At 46.4% G+C, this 22764-nt stretch carries 21 protein-coding genes; 13 read left to right on the top strand and 8 right to left on the bottom strand.

The window, feature by feature from the left end:
* Positions 1–52 precede the first annotated feature (52 nt).
* The 5 genes from xylA to BMZ72_RS12840 all read left to right on the top strand — a co-directional run bounded on the left by xylA (position 53) and on the right by BMZ72_RS12840 (position 3895).
* Positions 53–1381 carry a xylose isomerase gene (gene xylA, locus BMZ72_RS12855; protein WP_089808860.1) on the top strand — a complete coding sequence of 443 codons (1329 nt, stop codon included), beginning with the start codon at positions 53–55 and terminating at the stop codon, positions 1379–1381.
* 339 nt (positions 1382–1720) lie between these two features.
* Positions 1721–2671 (top strand): aldose 1-epimerase, encoded by a 951-nt coding sequence (locus BMZ72_RS12850; RefSeq protein WP_089808858.1) that lies wholly within the window; start codon positions 1721–1723, stop codon positions 2669–2671.
* Positions 2672–2737: 66 nt separating this feature from the next.
* On the top strand, positions 2738–2923 hold the full coding sequence (locus tag BMZ72_RS12845; RefSeq protein WP_012789603.1) for a CsbD family protein: 186 nt from the start codon (positions 2738–2740) through the stop codon (positions 2921–2923).
* 1 nt (position 2924) lies between these two features.
* Positions 2925–3074: a lmo0937 family membrane protein gene (locus BMZ72_RS36345; protein WP_012789604.1), complete on the top strand. Its 150-nt coding sequence runs from the start codon at positions 2925–2927 to the stop codon at positions 3072–3074.
* Between the two features lie 98 nt (positions 3075–3172).
* Positions 3173–3895: a carboxypeptidase-like regulatory domain-containing protein gene (locus BMZ72_RS12840; RefSeq protein WP_089808857.1), complete on the top strand. Its 723-nt coding sequence runs from the start codon at positions 3173–3175 to the stop codon at positions 3893–3895.
* Between the two features lie 212 nt (positions 3896–4107).
* Here BMZ72_RS12840 and BMZ72_RS12835 read toward each other — a convergent pair whose 3' ends face one another.
* Positions 4108–5202, bottom strand: coding sequence for a S1 family peptidase (locus BMZ72_RS12835; RefSeq protein ID WP_089808854.1), 1095 nt, complete (start codon positions 5200–5202; stop codon positions 4108–4110).
* A gap of 48 nt (positions 5203–5250) precedes the next feature.
* Positions 5251–5826 (bottom strand): RNA polymerase sigma factor, encoded by a 576-nt coding sequence (locus BMZ72_RS12830; protein WP_089808852.1) that lies wholly within the window; start codon positions 5824–5826, stop codon positions 5251–5253.
* A 268-nt stretch (positions 5827–6094) separates the two neighbouring features.
* Between BMZ72_RS12830 and BMZ72_RS12825 the strand changes: the two genes are divergently transcribed.
* From BMZ72_RS12825 to BMZ72_RS12790, 8 genes are all read left to right on the top strand, one after another.
* Entirely contained in the window at positions 6095–6319 is a 225-nt protein-coding gene (locus BMZ72_RS12825; protein ID WP_089808850.1) for a hypothetical protein, read from the top strand.
* 558 nt (positions 6320–6877) lie between these two features.
* Positions 6878–7702, top strand: coding sequence for a prephenate dehydratase (locus BMZ72_RS12820; RefSeq protein WP_012789609.1), 825 nt, complete (start codon positions 6878–6880; stop codon positions 7700–7702).
* 33 nt (positions 7703–7735) lie between these two features.
* Positions 7736–8902: a pyridoxal phosphate-dependent aminotransferase gene (locus BMZ72_RS12815; RefSeq protein WP_089808848.1), complete on the top strand. Its 1167-nt coding sequence runs from the start codon at positions 7736–7738 to the stop codon at positions 8900–8902.
* A gap of 5 nt (positions 8903–8907) precedes the next feature.
* On the top strand, positions 8908–9750 hold the full coding sequence (locus tag BMZ72_RS12810; RefSeq protein WP_089808846.1) for a prephenate dehydrogenase: 843 nt from the start codon (positions 8908–8910) through the stop codon (positions 9748–9750).
* 82 nt (positions 9751–9832) lie between these two features.
* Positions 9833–10924, top strand: coding sequence for a chorismate mutase (locus BMZ72_RS12805; protein ID WP_012789612.1), 1092 nt, complete (start codon positions 9833–9835; stop codon positions 10922–10924).
* Positions 10925–10938: 14 nt separating this feature from the next.
* Positions 10939–11964 carry a 3-dehydroquinate synthase gene (gene aroB / locus BMZ72_RS12800; protein ID WP_089808844.1) on the top strand — a complete coding sequence of 342 codons (1026 nt, stop codon included), beginning with the start codon at positions 10939–10941 and terminating at the stop codon, positions 11962–11964.
* Between the two features lie 12 nt (positions 11965–11976).
* The gene (aroA, locus tag BMZ72_RS12795; protein WP_089808842.1) at positions 11977–13257 is read left to right on the top strand and encodes a 3-phosphoshikimate 1-carboxyvinyltransferase; all 1281 of its coding nucleotides are present in this window, start codon (positions 11977–11979) and stop codon (positions 13255–13257) included.
* Positions 13258–13306: 49 nt separating this feature from the next.
* Positions 13307–14302: a chorismate synthase gene (locus BMZ72_RS12790; RefSeq protein ID WP_089808840.1), complete on the top strand. Its 996-nt coding sequence runs from the start codon at positions 13307–13309 to the stop codon at positions 14300–14302.
* An 83-nt stretch (positions 14303–14385) separates the two neighbouring features.
* Here the strand turns inward: BMZ72_RS12790 and BMZ72_RS12785 are convergent, their stop codons facing one another.
* The 6 genes from BMZ72_RS12785 to gcvP form a co-directional block, all read right to left on the bottom strand.
* Positions 14386–15108, bottom strand: coding sequence for an FKBP-type peptidyl-prolyl cis-trans isomerase (locus BMZ72_RS12785; RefSeq protein ID WP_089808838.1), 723 nt, complete (start codon positions 15106–15108; stop codon positions 14386–14388).
* A 71-nt stretch (positions 15109–15179) separates the two neighbouring features.
* Complete coding sequence (locus BMZ72_RS12780) at positions 15180–17072, bottom strand: CocE/NonD family hydrolase (RefSeq protein ID WP_089808836.1); 1893 nt, start codon at positions 17070–17072, stop codon at positions 15180–15182.
* 24 nt (positions 17073–17096) lie between these two features.
* Entirely contained in the window at positions 17097–17447 is a 351-nt protein-coding gene (locus tag BMZ72_RS12775) for an MmcQ/YjbR family DNA-binding protein (RefSeq protein WP_089808833.1), read from the bottom strand.
* A gap of 132 nt (positions 17448–17579) precedes the next feature.
* On the bottom strand, positions 17580–18098 hold the full coding sequence (locus BMZ72_RS12770) for a hypothetical protein (protein ID WP_089808831.1): 519 nt from the start codon (positions 18096–18098) through the stop codon (positions 17580–17582).
* Positions 18099–18333: 235 nt separating this feature from the next.
* The gene (locus BMZ72_RS12765) at positions 18334–19455 is read right to left on the bottom strand and encodes an acyltransferase family protein (protein ID WP_177222777.1); all 1122 of its coding nucleotides are present in this window, start codon (positions 19453–19455) and stop codon (positions 18334–18336) included.
* A 237-nt stretch (positions 19456–19692) separates the two neighbouring features.
* The gene (gene gcvP / locus BMZ72_RS12760; protein ID WP_089808827.1) at positions 19693–22563 is read right to left on the bottom strand and encodes an aminomethyl-transferring glycine dehydrogenase; all 2871 of its coding nucleotides are present in this window, start codon (positions 22561–22563) and stop codon (positions 19693–19695) included.
* Positions 22564–22764 lie beyond the last annotated feature (201 nt).

The following is a 22764-nucleotide window of genomic DNA, read 5'->3' as shown; positions in this document are numbered from 1 at the left end:
GTTAGCAGTTACATTACATATTCACACGTATTGGTTCAAAAAAAGAAAGACAATGAGTATTACTTTAGGGAATCAGGAGTACTTCAAAGGCATTGGGAAAATCGCCTATGAAGGACCTCAGTCAACAAATCCGTTTGCCTACAAATGGTATGACGAGAACAGAAAGATCGGTGGCAAGACCATGAAGGAACTGTTTCGTTTTGCAGTATCCTACTGGCACACCTTCTGTGGTACCGGCGGAGATCCGTTCGGTCCGGGCACCAAGGCTTTCCCCTGGTTAACTGCTACTGATGCAGTGCAGAGTGCGAAAGATAAAATGGATGCTGCATTTGAATTCTTCACCAAACTGGGCGTTCCTTACTACTGCTTCCACGATGTGGACCTGGTAGATGAAGGCGCATCGGTCAGCGAGTACGAAAGCCGTATGCAGCAGATCGTGGAGTATGCAAAAGAAAAACAAAAAGCCAGTGGTGTAAAACTGCTGTGGGGTACTGCGAATGTATTCAGCAATCCGCGCTACATGAACGGTGCTGCTACCAATCCTGACTTCGCTGCTGTAGCTTACGCAGGTACACAGGTGAAAAACTCCCTGGATGCAACTATCGCACTGGGTGGTGAAAACTACGTGTTCTGGGGCGGTCGCGAAGGTTATATGACCCTGCTGAACACCAACATGAAGCGTGAACAGGAACATCTGGCCCGCTTCCTGACAATGGCGAAAGACTATGCACGTAAACAGGGCTTTACAGGTACCTTCTTCATCGAACCTAAGCCTTGTGAACCTACCAAACATCAGTACGATTATGATGCTGCTACCGTAATAGGTTTCCTGCGTCAATTCGGACTGGATAAAGACTTCAAACTGAACCTGGAAGTAAACCACGCAACCCTGGCAGGTCATACCTTCCAGCACGAGTTGCAGGTAGCTGCCGATGCAGGTATGCTGGGTAGCATCGACGCTAACCGCGGTGATGCGCAGAACGGCTGGGATACTGACCAGTTCCCGATGAACCTGAACGATATGGTTGAATTCATGCTGGTGATCCTGGAAGCAGGTGGCTTCGCTGGCGGTGGTGTGAACTTCGATGCGAAAACACGCCGTAACTCAACAGACCTGGAAGACATCTTCCACGCACATATCGGTGGTATTGATTCCTTCGCACGTGCTGCTGTTATCGCAGAGAAAGTGCTGGAACAGTCTCCATACAAACAGTTCCGCAAAGACCGTTACGCTTCATTCGACAGCGGTAAGGGTAAAGACTTCGAAGCGGGTACCCTGACACTGGAAGATCTGCGCAACTTTGCTGTAAGTAATGGCGAACCTAAACATATCAGCGGTAAACAGGAGTGGCTGGAGAATATCATCAATCAGTATATCTGATCAGCTGATCATCGTTGAGTTGAAAATATGGAACAGTCCCGCGTAATGCGGGACTGTTTTTTTATTGGGTATGAAGAGCGGAGAATGAAGAATTAGTTTCAGGTGTCTTCACCCTGTTGCCCTTTCTTTCCGACTACGCTGTAATAAAACGTATTGAATAGTTATCATCTGCAGCAGGCATTCCATAACCGGAACTTAACAACAGGGAACCTGCCGGTCGCAAACAGTAAAATAAAGTTTGCGTAACTTACAAGACAAGGCAGGTACCATCGTCATGCAGGATGCTTAGATGTTTATTATGCTGAAATGGAAGCAATCGATTTAAACTGACCATAACACATGTTTGCGGTAGAACAATTTCATAAAGACGGTTTTGATATCATTGCATTGAAAGATGACCTCAATGATATACAGGTGGAGATCATTCCTGCGCACAGTGCCATGCTGCATGCTTTCAGGATACCACATGGCGCGGAAGAGCTGAACATCATCGATGGGTATAGTAGTCTGCAGGATTATCAGACGAATATGGCGGAGTACTTCAAAGGTGCGAAGCTGAGTCCCTTTGCCTGCCGGATTCCCGGTGGCCGCTACGAATGGGAGGGCAGGGAGTATGTCATTGAGAAAACAATTGCGCCTGGCAGCTGGATACATGGTTTATTATACGATGTAGCTTTTGATATCGTGGAGTTACAGGCGAATGAAAGAAACGCGGTCGCTACATTGCGCTATCAGTATAAAGGGGAAGACAAGGGATATCCGTTCCCGTATGATTGTGAAGTGACTTATCGTTTGCAACCCGATACCCGGCTGGATATAAGTACTACCATCAGTAATCATGCATCAACCGCTATACCGGTGATGGACGGCTGGCATCCATATTTTACAACTGGTACGCCTATGGATGATATGGAATTGCAGTTCGCATCGGAACAGATAGTGGAATTTAATGCGCAGCTGATTCCAACCGGTAAGGTATTGCCATATGACAGGTTCCTGGAATCTTCTCCGCTGGAGGGTATTCCGCTGGATAATTCCTTTCTGCTGAACTTCGGTCAGCATGCGTCTTCCTGTACGCTGAGAGACCCTTTGAAACATATTGCGATCACTTTTTACCCGGATAGCAGCTATCCTGTATTACAGCTATATATCCCGCCACACCGCAGGAGTATTGCAATAGAGAACCTGACGGGGCCTCCCAATGCCTTTAATAATGGTATGGAGCTGATCTCCCTGCCAGCGGGCGAAAGCAGGACTTTTAGCACAGGGATATCCGCCGCCGCCTGGTAGAAAAAGGGGGCCATTGGCATAGTCTTTGGAACTTTACCTGTATTGTTCACCCAAAAAAGATATGTTATGGATACTTTAGAAATCAAGGGCAAATGGAATGAGCTCAAGGGCCGGATCAAGCAACAGTACGCTGATCTTACAGATGATGATCTGCTGTACGAAGAAGGTCAGGAAGATCGTTTGATAGGAAAACTCCAGCAGAAATTAGGCAAGTCACGTGATGAAATTATTAAACTCTTAAAATCTGCGTAAAATGGGAAGTCTGTTATATATCATAGCTGTAATACTCATTATAGGCTGGTTGCTGGGTTTCTTCGTTTATTCCGCAGGTGGGCTGATCCACATTCTACTGGTGATCGCGATCGTAGCCATCCTCCTTCAGATCATAAGGGGGTCAAGATGAGTCTATTTTTTAAAATATCATGCGAAACCTCTCAAATACTGAGAGGTTTTTTTCGTTATTTTTTTAGGATATTGCCTGTAGAATAATTCATCAGCTACATGAAAAGACTCATTACCGGAATATTATTCCTGTTCTGCTGCTGCAGCCTGCTGGCTGTAAAGGTACAGGCGCAGGTCACAGTAACGGGAACTATTATGGACAAGGAAAATAAGCTTGTCCTTCCGTATGCAAGTGTAACGAACAAGAGCACGGGCCGGCGTTCCTATTCAGACAAGGGCGGTTTTTATAAGATCTCTGCCAGTCCGAAGGACGTCATTGTATTCTCCTTCCTGGGGTATAAGTCCGATAGCCTTGTGGTTATTCAGGCCAGCGGTACGGAAACCCGGAATGTTTCCCTGGTGGTTGAAGCCCGTCAGTTGCATGGTGTAGATGTAGGGGCGCAGTATAGTCCTTATCAGGCGGACTCCATTTCCCGAAGGGAGCAGTTTGGTTATATCCTGGATAAAAAGGACATGCCACTGGCTGGTGGAAATACCCCGGTAGGGGCCGGTATCGTGTTTAGTCCTTTTACCCGGTATTCCAGAAAAGAGAAGCAGAAACGTGAGTTTAAGAAGATTTTTGCGAAGGCGGAACAGGAGCGGTATATCGATTCCAGGTATACGGCAGCATTTGTCAGCAAAGTGACCAGCCTGAAGGGTGATTCTTTACAGCTGTTTATGCGGGATAACCATCCTGACCATAATATGCTGAGGACGATGCCACAGGAAGACCTGATCTACTGGATTACGGATAAGTACAAGGCCTGGGTTAAGAAAAATTAAGAATTAGGTTAAATGTTTTCTGCCTGACTATAAAATAGTAAGACAAAAGGGAGCGGCTCTTCAGACTGAAAGAACCGCTCCCTTTTGCTTTATTATAAGTTGTTTACCTCAAATTCTTAATTGTTAATTCCTAATTCTTAATTGAATTAGTAACGGCCACCCTGTTTCCAGAGTGGCCGTTTGCATGCAGAGGCCAATAGAAAAATATCTTATCAATTATAGACTTTCACCATGTAAACAAAGTCTTCCAGTTTCTTCACCTGCTCTACGCGGCTCAGTCCTTCGAGTTTATTGTTTTTATGGTTCCACTCTTTTTTGGGCAGTTTGTCTTTCGGCATTTGTTCCAGCAAACGTTTCAGGTGTGCTGATTTTACTGCGAAGGCGATACCGTCAGCAGTGGTCTGTTTGCCGGTTACGATACCCACTACGTCACCTTTGTTGTCCATCAGCGGAGCACCGCTGTTACCCGGGTTAACCGGAATAGACACCTGGTAGGCTGCGCTGTCACCGTTAAAGCCGGTCTGGGCGCTGATGTAACCTTCTCCATAAACGATCTCATCTCTTGGGTAACCCAGGGTGAAGACCTGTTCACCACGCATGGCGCGCTGTGGTTTTAGAGAGTAGGGCAGTGGCTGACCTTTAAAGGTAGAGTCGGTGATCTTGAGGATGGCCAGATCGGCGCTGATATCCTCAAATACGCTGGCTGCTTTAAAGGCTTCTCCTTTGGTATTCTGTATATAAATAGAGTCTGCTCCTGCAATGACGTGATAGTTGGTCACGACATAACCATTATTAGATACGGCAAACCCGGTGCCACCATAAGTGCCGGGGTTGGCAGGTGCTTTTTTAGAACTGTTGATATCGTTGATGAGGGCGTTCTGGGAGCGCTGAATATGGTTCAGCACACGTCTTACGTCCTCGTATTCAGCAGTGGTCTTCTGTCTGCTGGCTCTTTGCATAAACGCAATGGTAGACACAGAGGTCAGCAGAGCGATACCAGCTGCTGCGGCCATATTGAGAACCAGTCTTCTGCTGATGGAGAATACTTTCTTTGGTTCCGGCGTCGACGAAGGTGCAATTGATACATGTTTATTAGCCAGACCAGCATGGATCTTATCCATTTTTTCCTGCAACGCTGACCTGCGTCCAAAGTACTCCAGCTGTTGAATGAGCTGCTGATGAGCCAGCACCTGCTCATTGACCGCCGGGTCGGACTGGCGGAGCGCTTCGAAGGCAGTTTTTTCCTGCTCGTTCATTTCGCCCTCCAGGTAGCGTTCAATATCACGTATCAATGAAAATTCGTTCATCCCTGTAACCGCTTTTATAGATCTGTCAGGTATTACACCTGTCAGGTCCTAAGATTTATATTGTTCGAAAAATAGTTTCTTGAGTCGCATCAGGCATTTATACTTCTGATTCTTGGCATTTTCTGAGTTCGTGTAACCGAATTTCTCAGCAATGTCCTGCATCGAGAGTTTCCTGACATAATAATCTTCAAGGATGGTCTTGCAGGGTTCCCCCATGCTGCCCATTGCCTTTTCCATGATCCTGAACTGCTGGTCTTTCTCCTCATGCTCGGCGATGCCGTTGGTGTCATCGGCAGGCAGTACCTCTTCCAGTTCTTCAGGGAGGGGCAATTGCCAGCTTCCCGTCTGTAACCTCTTTAACCACATATGACGGCAAACTGCATACAGGTATGTTTTCAGTTTGCTATAAAGGTCAAATTCCCCTTTCTGGGCCTTTTCGTATAAAACGATCATTGCCTCCTGGAAAAGATCTTTAGCGTCATCTTCAGACCCATTATACTGTAAAACCATTCTTAATATAGAAGGATAATTCTCCGTATAGATGGTCGCCAGCGCTCTGTCGTCATTCCTGGTTAATCCCAGTAGTAATTCCCGATCCCGTTCTATGTTCTGATTATGCTTCACTTATTAATACGATTAAATGGCTTTGGTAACCCAAAGTAGCAGAAAAAAATTCCAAATCCCAAATCGGGCAGAACACTTGTCTTTTTAGCCAGGTATTATTGACCCTATTTCATATATGGTTTGGTGACTATATATGAAAATACCTTGCCGGAACCTGAAAATGAAGGAAAAAGGGGGTGAAAAAAATTTTTTTAAAAAAGTGGGTTACCTTTTTTCAAACCCGGTATAAAGAGTAAATAATATTTCAAAAACCTAAAACATAGTCAAAATGAAAAATGCTCTGAAAATCGGTTTCTTCGCTTTAGCTCTGGGTGTATTCGTAGCTTCTTGCGGTAATGGTGGTTCTGCTTCTACAGAAGATACTACTGCTGCTGCAGCTTCTATCGATTCTGCTGCTGCAACTGTTGATTCAGCTGCTGCTACCGTTGATTCTGCTGCTGCTGTAGTAGATTCAGCTAAAGCTACCGTTGATTCAGCTAAAGCTGCACACTAATCACCTGGTAAGCAAATAAAGGCTTTTATATAACCGCTCCGTCTCTGACGGGGCGGTTTTTTTTTGCTAAGCCCCTTCGTTTAGCCTTGTTTTTGAATAAAATATCGAAAAGGACGTTGATTGTTAGAAATAATGTAATTTTTTACAAAGACGCTTGGATAATTCAAATCGAGGTGTATTTTTGTCAGGCAATTAAGCAAATATGATACAGCAAACAACCTTTGGTTACTTTTATGGTTTCTATTATTTCTGGTACCAGAAATAGGGAGGTCGTTTGTAGTACTCGAATATAAAAGAAACTAGCAAAGGCCTCCCGAACGGGAGGCCTTCTTTTTTTCCAGCAAAAGTCAATAACGCATTTATGTTACGCCGTTTCAGCCTTTATTTCTTTTACTTTTCCTTTTACTTCTTTTACGTCGTAAAGGCCGGGACTCTTTTGTAAAAAAATGCACGAATAAAATAACTGCAAATAAAAAGGGTCCCGGCTCCACCGGGGCCCTTTTTCATTTTATACGGTAGTTGCTACAGCAACTACAAATTCAAACCAAACATTAAAAAATGCGTATCGCGATCCAGGGTTTTGAAGGATGTTTTCATCAGATAGCAGCAGAGGCTTATTATGGTAAGGGAATAGAGATAGAATGTTGCGCATCCTTTCCGGAACTCGTTAAGAAAGTAAGTAAACAGAAAGATGCAGACGCTGGTGTAATGGCCATCGAAAACTCCATCGCCGGCAGCATTCTGCCAAACTATTCGCTGTTAAAAAACTCAGGTCTGCACGTAATCGGTGAGGTTTACCTGCATATCAGACAACACCTGATGGTGTTACCGGGCCAAACCCTGGAAGATATACGCGAAGTACATTCCCATCATATGGCGCTCCTCCAGTGCACAGAATTCCTGGAAAAGCACCCGCATATGAAACTGGTGGAAACAGAAGATACTGCCTTAAGTGCCAAACACGTTGCACAGAAGAAACTGAAAAGCACCGCAGCCATCGCTGGTAAACTGGCAGCTGATATATATGGTCTGGAGATCATCGCACCGAATATCCATACCATTAAAAACAACTATACCCGCTTCCTGGTTATTTCTCCCAACGGAGTAACACCAGCGCCGGATGCCAATAAAGCCTCCGTTTACTTCCAGACCTCTCACGAGCGCGGAAGTCTGGCAAAGGTGCTCACACAGGTAGCACAGGCAGGGATCAACCTGAGTAAAATACAGTCCTTCCCAATGCCTGCTAAAGAATGGAACTACTACTTCCACGCAGATTTCGAATTCGAAAACCTGAGCCACTTTGAAAAAAGTATCAGCAAAATTCAACCGCTGACAGAAGATCTCAAAGTATTAGGTATCTATCAGAAAGGAAACACTCATTAATCACATACATCAGGACGCGGAAAACAAAGCATTATGAACTTACAGGTAGCAAAAAGGCTGCAGCAGACGGAAGAATATTACTTCTCCAAAAAGCTCAGGGAAATAGACGAGATGAACAAAGCAGGCGCTAAGGTGATCAACCTTGGTATCGGTAGTCCGGACCTGCCGCCGCATCCTTCCGTCATTTCCGCTCTGCATGAATATGCACAAAAGCCTGACACCCACGCATACCAGGGCTATAAAGGTATCCCGGCGCTTCGTAAAGCGATGGCCGACTGGTACCAGCGCTTTTACGGCGTATCCCTGGAACCTGAAAAGGAAGTGCTGCCGCTGATCGGGTCTAAGGAAGGTATCATGCACATCTGCATGACCTATCTGCAGGAAGGTGATGAAGCCCTGGTGCCTAATCCCGGTTACCCGACCTATCGCTCTGCCGTTAACCTGAGTGGCGCTACCGTGGTAGACTACGACCTGGAAGAAAAAAACGGATGGCTGCCTGATCTGGACGCACTGGCGAAGAGAGACCTGAGTAAAGTGAAACTGATGTGGGTGAACTATCCGCACATGCCAACAGGCGCCCGCTTCAATGAGGCGTTCGCTCAAAAACTGATCGCATTCGCGCAACAGCATAATATCTTAATTTGTCACGATAATCCATATAGCTTTATCCTGAACAAACAACCACAGAGTCTGCTGCAGACTCCGGGTGCAAGAGAAGTGGTACTGGAACTGAACTCCCTCAGTAAATCATCCAATATGGCCGGCTGGCGTGTAGGTATGCTGGTAGGCAAACAGGAATGGATCAATGAGGTACTGCGTTTCAAAAGTAACATGGACTCCGGTATGTTCCAGCCGCTGCAAATGGCCGCTGTAAAAGCACTGGAATTAGGGCCGGAGTGGTACGCTGAACTGAATGGCATTTATGAAGGCCGCCGTAAGAAAGTGTTTGAACTGCTGGAACTGCTGAACTGCACTTTCGATAGAGACCAGGTGGGACTGTTCGTATGGGCAAAGATCCCTGCCGGTGCAAAAGACGGATTCGCCCTCACAGACGCGATCCTGCAACAGGCACAGGTTTTTATCACACCAGGCGGTATCTTCGGCAGCAATGGCAACGGTTATATCAGGGTAAGTCTCTGTAAGGATGAGAAAGTATTTGATGAAGTGCTGGATAGGATAAAAACAAAATTTAAGCAGTAACAGTCATGATCGCAACTATAGTAGGAACAGGATTAATCGGAGGTTCACTGGCTATCACCCTGAAAGAAAAAGGGGTAGCTAACTGGATCATAGGAGTAGACCAGAGCGAAGCAAACCTGGTAAAAGCACAGGAGCTTAAGATCATTGATGAAGGTGCATCCCTGAAGGATGCGATGCAGCGTTCAAAACTGATCATACTGGCTATACCGGTTGATGCACTGCTGCAGATATTGCCAACTGTAATGGATAACGCAGGACCAGAACATGTGATCATGGATGTTGGTTCTACAAAAGAAAAGATACTGCAACTCGTTGCCGGTCATCCCAACAGAGGACGCTTCGTAGCGGCTCACCCGATGGCCGGCACGGAGTATTCAGGGCCGGAAGCTGCTATCAAAAACCTTTTCACGCAAAAGACCATGGTACTCTGCGATGTGAAAAACAGCGATGAAGATGCGCTGGAGGTAATAGAAAACCTGGTGGATAAATTACAGATGCGCCTTGTATATATGAACGGTGTCGAGCATGATCTCCACACAGCATATGTATCACACATCTCTCACATTACTTCATTCGCACTGGCATTGACAGTACTGGAGAAAGAGAAAGAACAGGGCCGCATCTTCGAACTGGCAAGCGGTGGTTTTGAATCTACCGTAAGGCTGGCAAAAAGCTCCCCGGATATGTGGGTGCCGATTTTCAAGCATAACCGCAACAACGTGCTGGATGTACTGGATGAACACATCAATCAGTTACAGCAAATGAAGCAGCTGCTGGAAAATGAAGATTACGACACATTTTACAAACTGATCCAGAAATCAAATAAGATCAGGAAAATATTGAAATAGCCGATAGTCGGATTATAACAAGAAAACAAACAATCACAGGATTATGGACGACTATCGTCTATGGTCTGCAAAGCGTCAAACGATGGAACAGATTCTCGCAAAAACAAAATTCTCCGATCCGACTTCAGATAAGAAGCCGCTGATCATTTCCGGTCCATGCAGTGCAGAAACCGAAGAGCAGGTACTTGATACAGCCCTGAGACTGGCTAAAACCGGTAAAGTAGACGTGCTGCGTGCTGGTATCTGGAAACCACGTACCCGTCCGGGATCCTTCGAAGGTATCGGCGTTACCGGTTTACCATGGTTACAGAAAGCAAAAGAACTGACTGGTCTTCCGCTGGCAGTAGAAGTAGCTACCGCTAAACAGGTAGAAGAAGCACTGGCACATAACGTTGATATCCTGTGGATCGGCGCGCGTACCACTGTAAACCCATTCTCTGTACAGGAAGTTGCTGACGCACTGAAAGGTGTGGATACAACTGTACTGATCAAGAACCCGATCAACCCTGACCTCGAACTGTGGATCGGTGCTGTAGAACGTGTGCGTAACTCCGGCATCAATAAGATCGGTCTGATTCACCGCGGTTTCTCCAGCTACGGTAACACTGAATACCGTAACGCACCGATGTGGCACCTGCCAATCGAAATGAAACGTCGTATGCCTGAACTGCCTATCATCTGTGACCCAAGCCACATCGGTGGTCGTCGCGATATCCTGCAGGAAATTGCACAGGAAGCAGTTGACCTGGATTACGATGGTCTGATGCTGGAATCTCACATCGATCCGGACAAAGCATGGAGCGATGCCAAACAGCAGGTTACGCCTGAAAGACTGGCAGAAATTTTGGAAGGTATCACCTGGCGCCATGAGCATACCAACAAGAAAGAATTTAACTCTGCACTGGATAAACTCCGTGGTCAGATTAACCAGATCGACGATGAAATACTGCTGCTGCTCGGTAACCGTATGAAAGTCGCTGAAAAGATCGGTCTGTACAAGAAAGAGAACAACGTGACCATCCTGCAGACTAACCGTTGGAATGAAATCCTGGAACGCGGTATTGCCAAAGGTGAGAAACTGGGTCTGACAAAAGATTTCATCCTGAAATACTTTGATGCAGTACACCTGGAATCCATCAACAGGCAGAACAGAGTGATGAACGAAGACAAATAGACACAACACAAAATATGAGAACGTTATCTTACCAGTTCCAGCATAGTAATACAAAATATTATCTGGGAGAAAGCCTGCTACAGCTGGGCAATTATGCTGATCCTTCCCGTACCGTACTGGTACTGGATGAAAATGTGGACGAACACCACGGGCATAAACTGCCAGGCTGGAAAAAGCTGGTGATCCCGGATGGAGAGGAACATAAAAGCGGAGAAGTCCTTGATCAGATCATTAACGGTCTGATTGAACTGGAGGCCGACCGTAAGACCATGCTGATCGGTATTGGCGGCGGTATGACCACCGATCTGACAGGATATGCAGCCAGCATTTACATGCGGGGTATGCCTGTTGGTTTTGTTCCTACTACCTTGCTGGCACAGGTGGATGCGTCCATTGGTGGCAAGAACGGTATCAACCATGGTAAACATAAGAACATGCTGGGTACGATCCGCCAGCCGGAGTTCATTCTGTTTGACTATTCACTGCCGCTGACAATGCCGGCAGAAGAATGGCACAATGGCTTCGCGGAGATCATCAAGTATGCCTGCATCCTCGATGCCAGCCTGTTCAACTACCTGGAAGAAAACCGTGATAAAGCCATGCAACGCGATGTGGCTGTCCTGGAATACCTGGTAGAACGTTCTGTAGAACTGAAGACCAAAGTAGTACTGGAAGACGAATTTGAAACCGGCTCCCGCCGCTGGCTGAACTTCGGTCATACACTGGGACATGCGGTAGAAAAGATCGAGAACATTGCGCATGGGAAGGCTGTTGCTATTGGTATGGTAGCAGCATCCAAGATCTCAGAAAAACTGAAAGGATTGCCTGTTGAACAAACCAACAGGTTGATCCGTCTCATTAACGATTACCAGTTGCCGGTGACGCTCACCTCCAACAAGGAAGAAGTGTTCAACATCTTCAAGCTGGATAAGAAGCGCGAGAAAGATGCGATTCACTTTGTGTTGCTCGAAGAAATAGGTAAGGCTACTACACAACCTGTACCTATTACAGAACTGAAGCAATTGCTGGATGAACTTTAAATTTAACTAATTATGCAAGTAACAATATCGCCCGGCGCTATCAGTGGTACAGTGACCGCCAATCCTTCCAAAAGTGCGATGCAACGTGCAGTTGCAGCCGCATTACTGAGCAATGGCACCAGCATTATCCGTAATCCCGGTCTGAGCAATGACTGCCTCGCAGCATTGGACGTAGCGGGAAAACTGGGTGCTGTAATCAAGCGTAATGAAGATCATATCGAAATAACAAGCAAAGGCATACAACCTGTATCCGAAGAGATCAACTGTGGTGAATCTGGTCTGGGTATCCGTATGTTCACGCCCATTGCAGCGCTTTCTGAAAAAGCCATTACCATCAATGGTCATGGTAGTCTGACGGTACGTCCGATGGACTTCTTCGAGCAGGTACTGCCACAACTGGATGTTAAATGCACCACCCGCGAAGGCAGGCTGCCATTGAATATCCAGGGTCCTTTGCAGCCAAAGAATATTACGATCGACGGCTCACTCAGTTCACAGTTCCTCACCGGTTTGCTGATGGCATATGGTGCAACTGCTGAAGATGTGACCATCACCGTAAAAGATCTGAAAAGTAAACCTTACATCGCACTCACCCTGCAGCTGATGCAGCAGTTTGGTGTAGAAGTAAAAGAAGAGCAATACGAGCAATTCCACTTCGGTAAGCGTCAGTCTTACAAGGCAGGCGAATACACAGTAGAAGGTGACTGGAGCGGTGCTGCTTTCCTGCTGGTAGCTGCAGCTGTAGCTGGTAAGGCGGAAGTGCATCACCTGAATACACAATCCGCACAATCTGATAAAGCGATCCTGGAAGCACTGGAAAAAGCCGGCGCTGGTCTGCTGCCAGGCGTATTCACCGTGATCGTGGAAAAACAGCAACTGAAGGCGTTTGACTTCGACGCAACTGATTGTCCTGATCTGTTCCCTCCGCTGGTAGCACTGGCTGCTAACTGCGAAGGCACAACGAAAATTATCGGTGTGAACAGACTTGCACATAAAGAAAGCGATCGTGGTAAAACACTGCAGGAGGAATTTGGTAAAATGGGTATCGAGATCGAGCTGCACGGTGACGAAATGCTGGTACATGGCGGCACCGGTATCAAAGGCGCGACTGTAAGTTCTCACAATGACCATCGTATTGCAATGGCTTGCGCAGTAGCAGCACTGACTGCTGATGCACCTGTGATCATCGAAGATGCAGAAGCCATTAACAAATCATACCCTGAATTCTACGATCATCTGGAGAAGATCGGCGGTATAGTAAAAAAGCAGGGTACAGCAAGCCTGACGCATTAAAATAGTAACGGTAAGGGCTATATCCTTACTGTAAAAAATATTCAAAAGCATGAACAGTTTTGGTAGATTATTCCGGGTGAATGTATTTGGCGAATCGCATGGCGCCAGCGTAGGTGTGAATATAGACGGCATTCCTGCCGGTATTCCGCTTACTCAGGAGGATTTCCTGCCTGATCTGGAAAGACGTAAAGCCGGTGCGAAAGGTACTACGCCCCGCAAGGAAGAGGACCTGCCTTTTATCAAGTCCGGCGTATTCAATGACCATACTACCGGTGCTCCCATCACAATATTATTCGAGAACAACAATACCCGCAGTACAGACTATGAGAAGCTCCGTGAGTTTCCCCGTCCTGGTCATGCGGACTTTGTAGCAACGCATAAATACGGTGGTTTTGAAGACTATCGCGGCGGTGGTCACTTCAGTGGCCGTCTGACCCTCAACCTGGTAGCAGCAGGCGTAATAGCCAAGAAAATACTGGGTCCCGGTATCTCTGTAAAGGCAACGCTGAAAGAGGTAGCTGGTCTGCCGGATGCGGAGCAGGGACTGGAAGCTGCTATTGCAGCGAAAGACTCTGTAGGTGGTATTGTAGAATGCGTGGTAGAAGGATTGCCTATCGGTTTAGGCGAACCTTTCTTTGATTCTGTAGAGTCTACTATTGCACATGCAGTATTCTCCATTCCTGCTATCAAGGGTATCGAATTTGGCGCTGGTTTCGCAGCTGCACGTATGAAAGGTGTTGAGCATAACGACGCCATTCTGGATGCCAGCGGTAAAACAGCTACCAATCATGCCGGCGGTGTAGTGGGTGGTATTACCAATGGTAATCCGCTGGTATTCCGCGTAGCGGTAAAACCAACTTCCAGCACACCTAAAGAGCAGCATACGCTGAATATCAAAAGCGGTGAAGTGGAAAACTTCAGCGTGAAAGGCCGTCATGACCTGTGTATCGCTTTGAGAGTACCAGTGGTACTGGAAGCGGTTGCAGCAATGGCGCTGGCAGATTTTATGCTGCTGGAACAGCGTAGTGCAAGAGTGTTCCGTTAATAGGAATAAAAACACTTTACATAAAACAAAGCCCCGGTCTGTTACAGACCGGGGCTTTGTTTTTATCATCGTTGCAGATGAAACTATTTTTCAATAGCGATCAGTTCTACTTCGAATACCAGCGCACTGTTAGGGCCGATTTTTGGTCCTGCCTGACGCTCACCGTAAGCCAGATCGGAAGGAATGAACAGTTTCCATTTGGAACCTACAGGCATTAACTGTAAAGCTTCTGTCCAGCCTTTGATCACACCGCTGACAGGGAAGGAGATCGGCTGACCTCTTTCTACTGAGCTGTCAAATACAGTACCATCGATCAGTGTACCGTGGTAGTGTGTTTTTACTTTGTCATTGATGGTAGGCTTAGGACCTGTACCTTCAGTGATCACCTGGTATTGCAGGCCGCTTGGCAGTGCAACTACACCTGGCTTTGTTTTATTTTCTGCCAGGAACTGTTCGCCGGCTACTTTGTTTTTCTGCATCTTTTCCGCTTTTAACTGTTGTAAATAATCACTTACACTCATATTGCCTTGTTCTTTAGTAATCAAAGGTGTGCCGTTATTCATGGCATCTTTCAGCGCTTTGGACAGTATTTCGGTTTTAACGCTGTCCAGTCCCTGCATTTTCAGCATACCGCCAAATTCCAGGCCAATGGCATAACTGATCGTATCCAGTTTGGTCTGTAATAATGGAGCCGGTGCTACAGCTACCGGAACCGCTTCGTCTTTTTTAGACTTCTTTTTCTTTTGCGCGTAACCCGGAAGGGTAGCCACGCCCAAAACTCCAAGTAATAGGGCTTTTCTGATCATATAATGGTTTATTGAACTGTACAGTTGTACCCGGCAGGAACACCCCGCCGGAATGGCCTGCAAGTTAGTAACTATTTGATTACCGGCAACTCTATATGAGAAGCATGCTGTGCGTCGTGGTAGATACGGATATCCGCCTTACGGAAGTCCTTATCGTCGCAGGTATAGATATTGGTAAATACCTGTGGATTTCTGTCTACCAGGGGGAACCAGCTACTCTGTACCTGTACCATGATCTTATGTCCTTTTTTGAAGGTATGCGCGATGTCAGGTATGTTGAAATTGACGTCTGTTGGTGTGTTTGGTTTGAATGCTTCCGGCTTTTCAAAGCTGTTACGGTACTTTCCACGCATGATCTCGCCACGTACCAGCATCTGGTAACCGCCCATCGGATAAGTATGGGATGGCAGCCTGCGGTGTTCAGAAGGTGCGTCTGTTTCGTATCTGAAATCATTCGGGAATACGTCGATCAGTTTTACCACGAAGTCGGCATCTGTACCGCTGGTACTCACCACCAGTTTCGCCAGCAGTGGTCCTGCTGCCGTCACATCTTCCGTCAGTACGCCTGTTTCGAAAGTCGCTACATCCGGACGTCTGGACGCAAAACGCTGGTCGTCGGTCATGTAGGAGATGGTACGGTCGAAGTGTACATCTTCGGTATATGGTACCGGTTTAGCCGGATCGCTGACATATTCTGTAAAGCTGTCTGCGTTCAGTGGTTTGCTGAAATCCAGTTTACCATTTGCCTGCAGATACAATTGCTTTGTCTGTGCCGGCAGCGGCCATTGCGCCAGTTTACGCCACTGGTTTTCGCCGGTGAAGAAGACAGTAGCTTCCGCGATGCTGTCTGTACCTATGCCTCTCAGGTAGTAGTTGAAGAAAGGCTCTTCAATATTCTGCTGATACCAGTGTGAGGTAGCGCTACCAAAGCGTACATTCCCCAGGGAAGAGCCATCATTTACTTTGGATGACCACTGACCATGGTACCATGGACCCATCACAACACGGTTGTTGGTTTTGGTGCTCTGTTTTTCGATGGCTTTATAGGTATTCCATGCGCCGAAGCAGTCTTCCGCATCAAACAGACCGCCTACTTCCAGCATCGCCGGTTTTACGCTGGTCAGGAACTGTCTTACATTACGTGCTTTCCACCAGTTGTCCAGATCAGGGTGTGCAACGAGGTCTTTCCAGAAAGCGATACTATCGCCCATCAGTCTGGTAAAGTTCTTCACCGCACCGGTACGCAGGTAGAAGTCATAGTTATCCGTGTTATGGTACTCAAAACCGCTGGGCCCGATGGTAGTTGGCTGAGGTCTTGGTTTACCAAAACTGGTATAGAAAGCGAAAGCATCTGTGATGAAGAATGCGCCGTTATGATGGAAGTCATCTCCCAGGAACCAGTCGGTTACCGGTGCCTGCGGACTTACCGCCTTCAATGCCGGGTGACCGCTTAAAGCTGCCATGGTAGAGTAGAAACCAGGGTAGGAGATCCCCAGGATACCAACATTACCGTTGTTGTTTTCCAGGTTCTTTACCAGCCAGTCAATAGCGTCATAGGTATCACTGGCTTCGTCGATATCCTGTTTGCCTTTTTTATTGGGATTAAAAGGGCGTACATCAACAAAGGTGCCCTCACTCATCCAGCGTCCTCTTACGTCCTGCTGAATGAATATATAACCCTGTTTCAGGTAAGACATAAAGTGGCTGTTCCACAGCGGGAGGTATTTATCCTCTCCATAGGGAGCACAGGAGTAAGGCGTACGGGACATGAGAATCGGATGTTTCTCAGATTTGTCCTTCGGCATATAGATGGAAGTGAACAGTTTTACACCGTCACGCATCGTGATATATACCTCTTTTTTAACGTAGTTCTCACGTACCCACAGTGAGTCCTGATTAATGGCTTTTACACAGGAACTGTGCAGGATCAGCGCTGCAACAAGCAACGATAGCAATTTTCTCATAAGCAAATGAACGGTTTATAATAGCTAAGATAACAGGCTTTCCCTGTCTTTTTTTGGCAGTGATTTTACAACAAGATCATAAGAGTCTTTTATCCACTGGAGTATCAGCTTATTGGGGATATTGGAATGCACGTCTACGGTATTCCAGTGTTTTTTATTCATGTGATAACCCGGTGTAACGCCATCATATCGCTCACGTAGCTCTATGGCGATCTCAGGATCGCATTTCAGATTGATGGTTTCGAAGTTATCAAGATGTGTCAGGGTAAATACTTTTCCTTTCACCTTATACACGAGTATTTCTTCGCCAAAAGGAAACTCTTCAGTCACGCCTGGCAGGGTCAGACAGTATTCCCGGAATTGCTCAATATTCATAAAATATGCAGTATGTACGATGGAGTATCGTCAAATATAAAAAAAAGAGGCCAACCTCGCAGGATTGGCCTCTTACTTATAATAGAGGTTGATAGTGCTACATGCGGCAGATATGGTTGGTTTATGATGAATTTACAGCTTGGTGATAGCGAGGATCACACGGGAATAACGGCCGTATATGATCTCCACCTGCTGACCGGTCCTGAAGTCATCCAGACGGCCACGCATCCAGTAGAAGAGACGCTTTCTTTTCTTCACTCCTTCCTGCTGAACAATGAAGCTGGTCTGCATCTCATTGTTGCCCTGGTAGATGGCTTCCAGCGGTACCTGTATCTGTCCTTTTTCCAGTTTGGTAAGGTCCTTTTTGATGGTATAGTAACGTACATCTGTTACTTTAATCAGTGCAAAGACCAACGCCAGCACAAAAGACATCAGCCACACCCAGAACCAGGCGTTTTTATAGGAGAAAAGAGATTGATTGATCTCTTCTTCGCTGAGACGTTTGCTAAGGAAAAAATGAGGCACAAAAGCTGCGATGATCACCAGCAGCAGACCGAACGATATGAATTTGTAGATCTGCTTTTTGTTTTTCTTCAACGCATCCTGGAGGAGGAAGATCTCTTCAGTGGTCATAAAAGAGTAGTCCTGCATAAGTATAACGGTTTTTCTTATATGTAATATATGTAAAATATTAATGAATTAATAATAGTGAGTATGGAAATGAGGGTAAGTTTGTATCAGTTAGGAGTAAATGCTTGGTAATCAGGATAAGTTTTTTTAAGGGGCGGGAAGGATATTACAAGGGAGAGACAAAGGGGAAACAAAAAAGAGGAGATGTAAGGTCGTCACTGTGTATATACACTTACATCTCCTCTGAAGAATCGTATTATGCGGCCCTGTTCAGGTGTTGATCAGGGGTAGGAGTAATGGTTGGTTGTTGTTTTTGGTATGTAAAGTATTTTTTAAGATCGTTAATGGGCTTTTCGAATACAAACCATGATAAGCTTGCGATGGCCATGCTACCTATCGTGCTCAATATCTTAGGGTCCATATGTGCGAGCCAGGCTGGCATGGCCGGTGTGATCAGCTGAATGAGATACGGGATGATGAAGTGATACACATATAATCCATAACTGATCTTTCCTATATAGACGATCACCTTGTTTTCGAGTAGCTTTTTCTGTATCCCATGATATCCTGAAAATGCTGCTTTACCTACCAGAAAAACGCTTGCTGTAGCCAGTAGGGGACGATTGAACATGATATTGATATAGCTGACAGGGCCTTCGAAAGTATCTGTCATCCACAAAAGCACGGAGCCGGCCAGTAAAGCAAGCACTGGTAGCGTCCAGTTTCTTTTTGTAAAAAATGCTTTCGCTTTCGCGTAATAATAGTACTGGGCGAATGCCAGCAATCCGCCTATAGCAAAGGCATCCAGGCAACATGGGGTAAGGCGGTGTGCCATCCAGTTGTTTTGTGTGGAACTGCCGGTATAGGCGTGCCATAAGACAACGGCAATTCTTGATATAAACGCAAATGCAATCAATCCGATAAGGAACCGTTTTGTGTGTTCTTTCTTTATCCATAGAAACACTACCGGAAAGAAAATATAGAACTGCTCTTCCACACCAAGTGACCAGAGATGTGAATAATATCTGAGATCAGCGCGTGGTGGACCAGGTACCCAGTTAGCGACGTATGTTAAGAGGGATACTACATGTTCCCTGCAATTGGGTACATCGAGTATCCAGCCTATCAGTATGGCCAGATAATAAAGGGGGAAGATCCTCAGGAATCTGCGGATATAAAACTGCCGCAGAATAAAAGCATTGCTTTGTGCTGATTCCTTATTATCAATGAGAATTTTAATGATCAGAAATCCACTCAGTACAAAAAATAGGGTCACACCAAATGCTCCTACGAAATAGTTAAATTTTTCTCCGGTGGGTTTAGGAAAAATGGTGGTATAGTGTGCGACAATTACAGCGGAAATAGCTAATGCTCTCAAGCCATCCAGCTGGATTAAATATTTGTTGGCATTCATCAGACAATCTGCAGAATAAAAATTGGCAAAGATAATATATAATATTTTCTACTGGGATGATATAACGTAAAAGGTTACACTATATTATCGTGGGATGGTGGTTTTTAACATAAAAAAAGCGGCGATATCATTTGATATCACCGCTTATATTATCTGCCTGGTTCAAACACCGGGGCTTTATCTTCAGTGCTCAATATCTAATTACGCTTCTGCTTCTGCATAGGAGCTAACAGGCTCGCAGGTACAGATCAGGTTACGGTCACCATGTGTGTTATTCACACGGCTGATAGAAGGCCAGAATTTATTCAGTTTCACGTAGTCCAGCGGATAAGCTGCCTGCTGACGGGTGTAAGGACGTGTCCAGTCGTCGGCAGTGATCACGAACTGTGTATGCGGCGCATGTTTCAGTACGTTGTTCGCTTTATCAGCAGCACCATTTTCTACAGCAGCAATCTCTTCACGGATGGCGAGCATTGCGTCGCAGAAGCGATCCAGTTCGTCTTTATCTTCACTTTCTGTAGGCTCGATCATGATCGTACCAGCAACAGGGAAGCTCAGGGTAGGAGCGTGGAAACCGTAGTCCATCAGACGTTTTGCCACATCTTCTGCTTCAATACCAGCTGAAGCTTTGAATGGACGCAGGTCAACGATGAACTCGTGTGCGCAGGTACCGTTCACACCATTGTACAGGATATCGTATGCTTTTTCCAGACGAGCCTTCATGTAGTTAGCATTCAGGATGGCGAACTGAGAAGCCTGTTTCAGACCTTCAAAACCCAGCAGACGGATATATGCATAAGAGATCAGCAGGATGGAAGCAGAACCATAAGGCGCTGCAGATACTGCCTGTGTATGTGCTTTTGTATCCAGGCTTACGTGACCTGGGAGGAATGGCGCAAGGTGTTTACCTACGCAGATCGGACCCATGCCAGGACCACCACCACCGTGAGGAATTGCGAAGGTCTTGTGCAGGTTCAGGTGACAAACGTCCGCACCGATCAGACCAGGAGCGGTCAGACCTACCTGTGCGTTCATGTTGGCGCCATCCATGTATACCTGTCCGCCGAATTCGTGAACAGTATTACAGATATCTTTTACGCTCTCTTCGTATACACCGTATGTAGAAGGATAAGTGATCATGATACCTGCAAGGTTCGCAGCGTATTGTGCAGCTTTCGCTTTCAGGTCAGCTACATCGATGTAACCATTTTCCAGCGCTTTTACTACTACTACCTTGAAACCAGCCATTACAGCGGAAGCAGGGTTTGTACCGTGTGCAGAGATCGGGATCAGCATCACGTTACGGTGACCTTCGCCTCTGCTTTCGTGGTATGCTTTGATCACCAGCAGACCAGCATATTCGCCCTGAGCACCACTGTTAGGTTGCAGGCTACAAGCGTCGAATGCAGTCACTTTACACAGATAATCGCTCAGTTCATCCACGATCTGCTGATAACCGCCTGTTTGTGTTTTAGGTGCAAACGGGTGCATCTTGCTCCAGTGGCTCCAGCTTAATGGGATCATTTCAGTAGCTGCGTTCAGTTTCATGGTACAGCTACCCAGAGAGATCATGGAAGTGTTCAGAGAAAGGTCTTTATTTTCCAGCAGCTTCATATAACGCATCATCTCAGACTCGCTGTGATGTGTGTTGAAGACAGGGTGTACCAGGTATGCAGAAGTTCTTTCCAGACCTGCAGGGATGCTGGTAGCTTTCAGTTCAGGGCTTTCGCTGGTGATAGTACCTGCTTCGAAGATGCCGAGAATATCGTTTACATCCTGGATGGTTACGGTTTCATCAAGAGAGATGATCACGCGGCCAGCTTCAGGATAGAAGAAGTTGATACCGATCGCTTCCGCTTTTGTTCTGATCGCAGCACTGTTGCTTACACGTACTTCAACGGTATCGAAGAAGAAGGAAGCACCCAGTTCCAGACCTTTTGCTCTCAGTTTTTCAGCGATTGCATTAGCCAGGATAGCTACGCGGGTAGCGATATTTTTCAGGCCTTTAGGACCATGATATACTGCATACATAGCGGCCATGTTAGCCAGCAGTGCCTGTGCAGTACAGATATTTGAAGTTGCTTTTTCACGTTTGATGTGCTGCTCACGTGTCTGGAGCGCCATACGCAGTGCGCGGTTGCCCTGTGCGTCGATGCTCACACCGATGATACGGCCCGGGATGGAACGTTTGAATTCATCTTTCACAGCAAAGAAAGCTGCGTGAGGACCACCAAAACCTAATGGAACACCAAAACGCTGTGCGGAACCTAAAGCTGCATCAGCACCCAGTTCGCCCGGAGTGGTCAGCAGGGTCAGTGCCAGCAGGTCAGTAGCCATTGCTACATAAGCACCAGCTGCGTGTACCTTCTCAATGAAGTTGCGGTAATCTTCAACACCACCAAGACTGTTTGGATACTGTACCAGTGCACCGAAGAAAGATTCGTCGATGGCAACTGTATTGTAGTTACCTACTACTACCTCGATGTTCAGCGGGGTAGCGCGGGTGTATATAACGTCAATAGTTTGCGGGAATGTGTTGGCATCAACAAAGAACTTCGGACGGGAGAGTTTGTCGTGGTCTTTGTTCAGCGCGCTGAAGAACATGGCCATTGCCTCAGCAGCAGCAGTTGCTTCATCCAGCAGGGAAGCGTTGGCGATAGGCAGACCGGTGAGGTCGCTTACCATCGTCTGGAAATTCAGCAGACTCTCCAGACGGCCCTGCGCGATCTCCGCCTGGTAGGGCGTGTACTGCGTGTACCATCCTGGATTTTCAAACACATTACGTAAGATCACGCTTGGAGTGATCGTATCGTAGTAACCCTGTCCGATGTAGTTGCGGAATACATGATTCTTCAGAGATACTTCTTTCAGATGACGCAGGTAGTCGCTCTCACTCATTGCAGGAGGTACCGCCAGCGGATGCTGCATACGGATGGCTCCAGGCACTGTTTTGCTTACCAGCTCTTCAAGGGAAGATACTCCTACGGTATCCAGCATGTGTTTAGTCTCAGCTTCATTTGGCCCGATGTGACGGCCAATAAATTCATTCTGTTGTATATCAAAAAGATTCATGATGTAAAGCAGGTATGATTGAAAAGAATGTGCAAAGCTATATTGTTTTCCAACAATGGCCAAAACACGCCGCCTGTTGGGGAAATTACGGTGATAAATCGTGTGATCGGAGAAGGAGGATTGTCATGGGAGTGTAAGTTGTTGATGGCAGGGCTTGGCTTCGATAAAATCAATAGTTCTTCGAACTATCCCCTTATCAGG

This window comes from Chitinophaga sp. YR627 (genome assembly GCF_900114995.1).
Classification (GTDB): Bacteria; Bacteroidota; Bacteroidia; order Chitinophagales; family Chitinophagaceae; genus Chitinophaga.
This window is presented reverse-complemented; position numbering and strand designations above follow the sequence as displayed.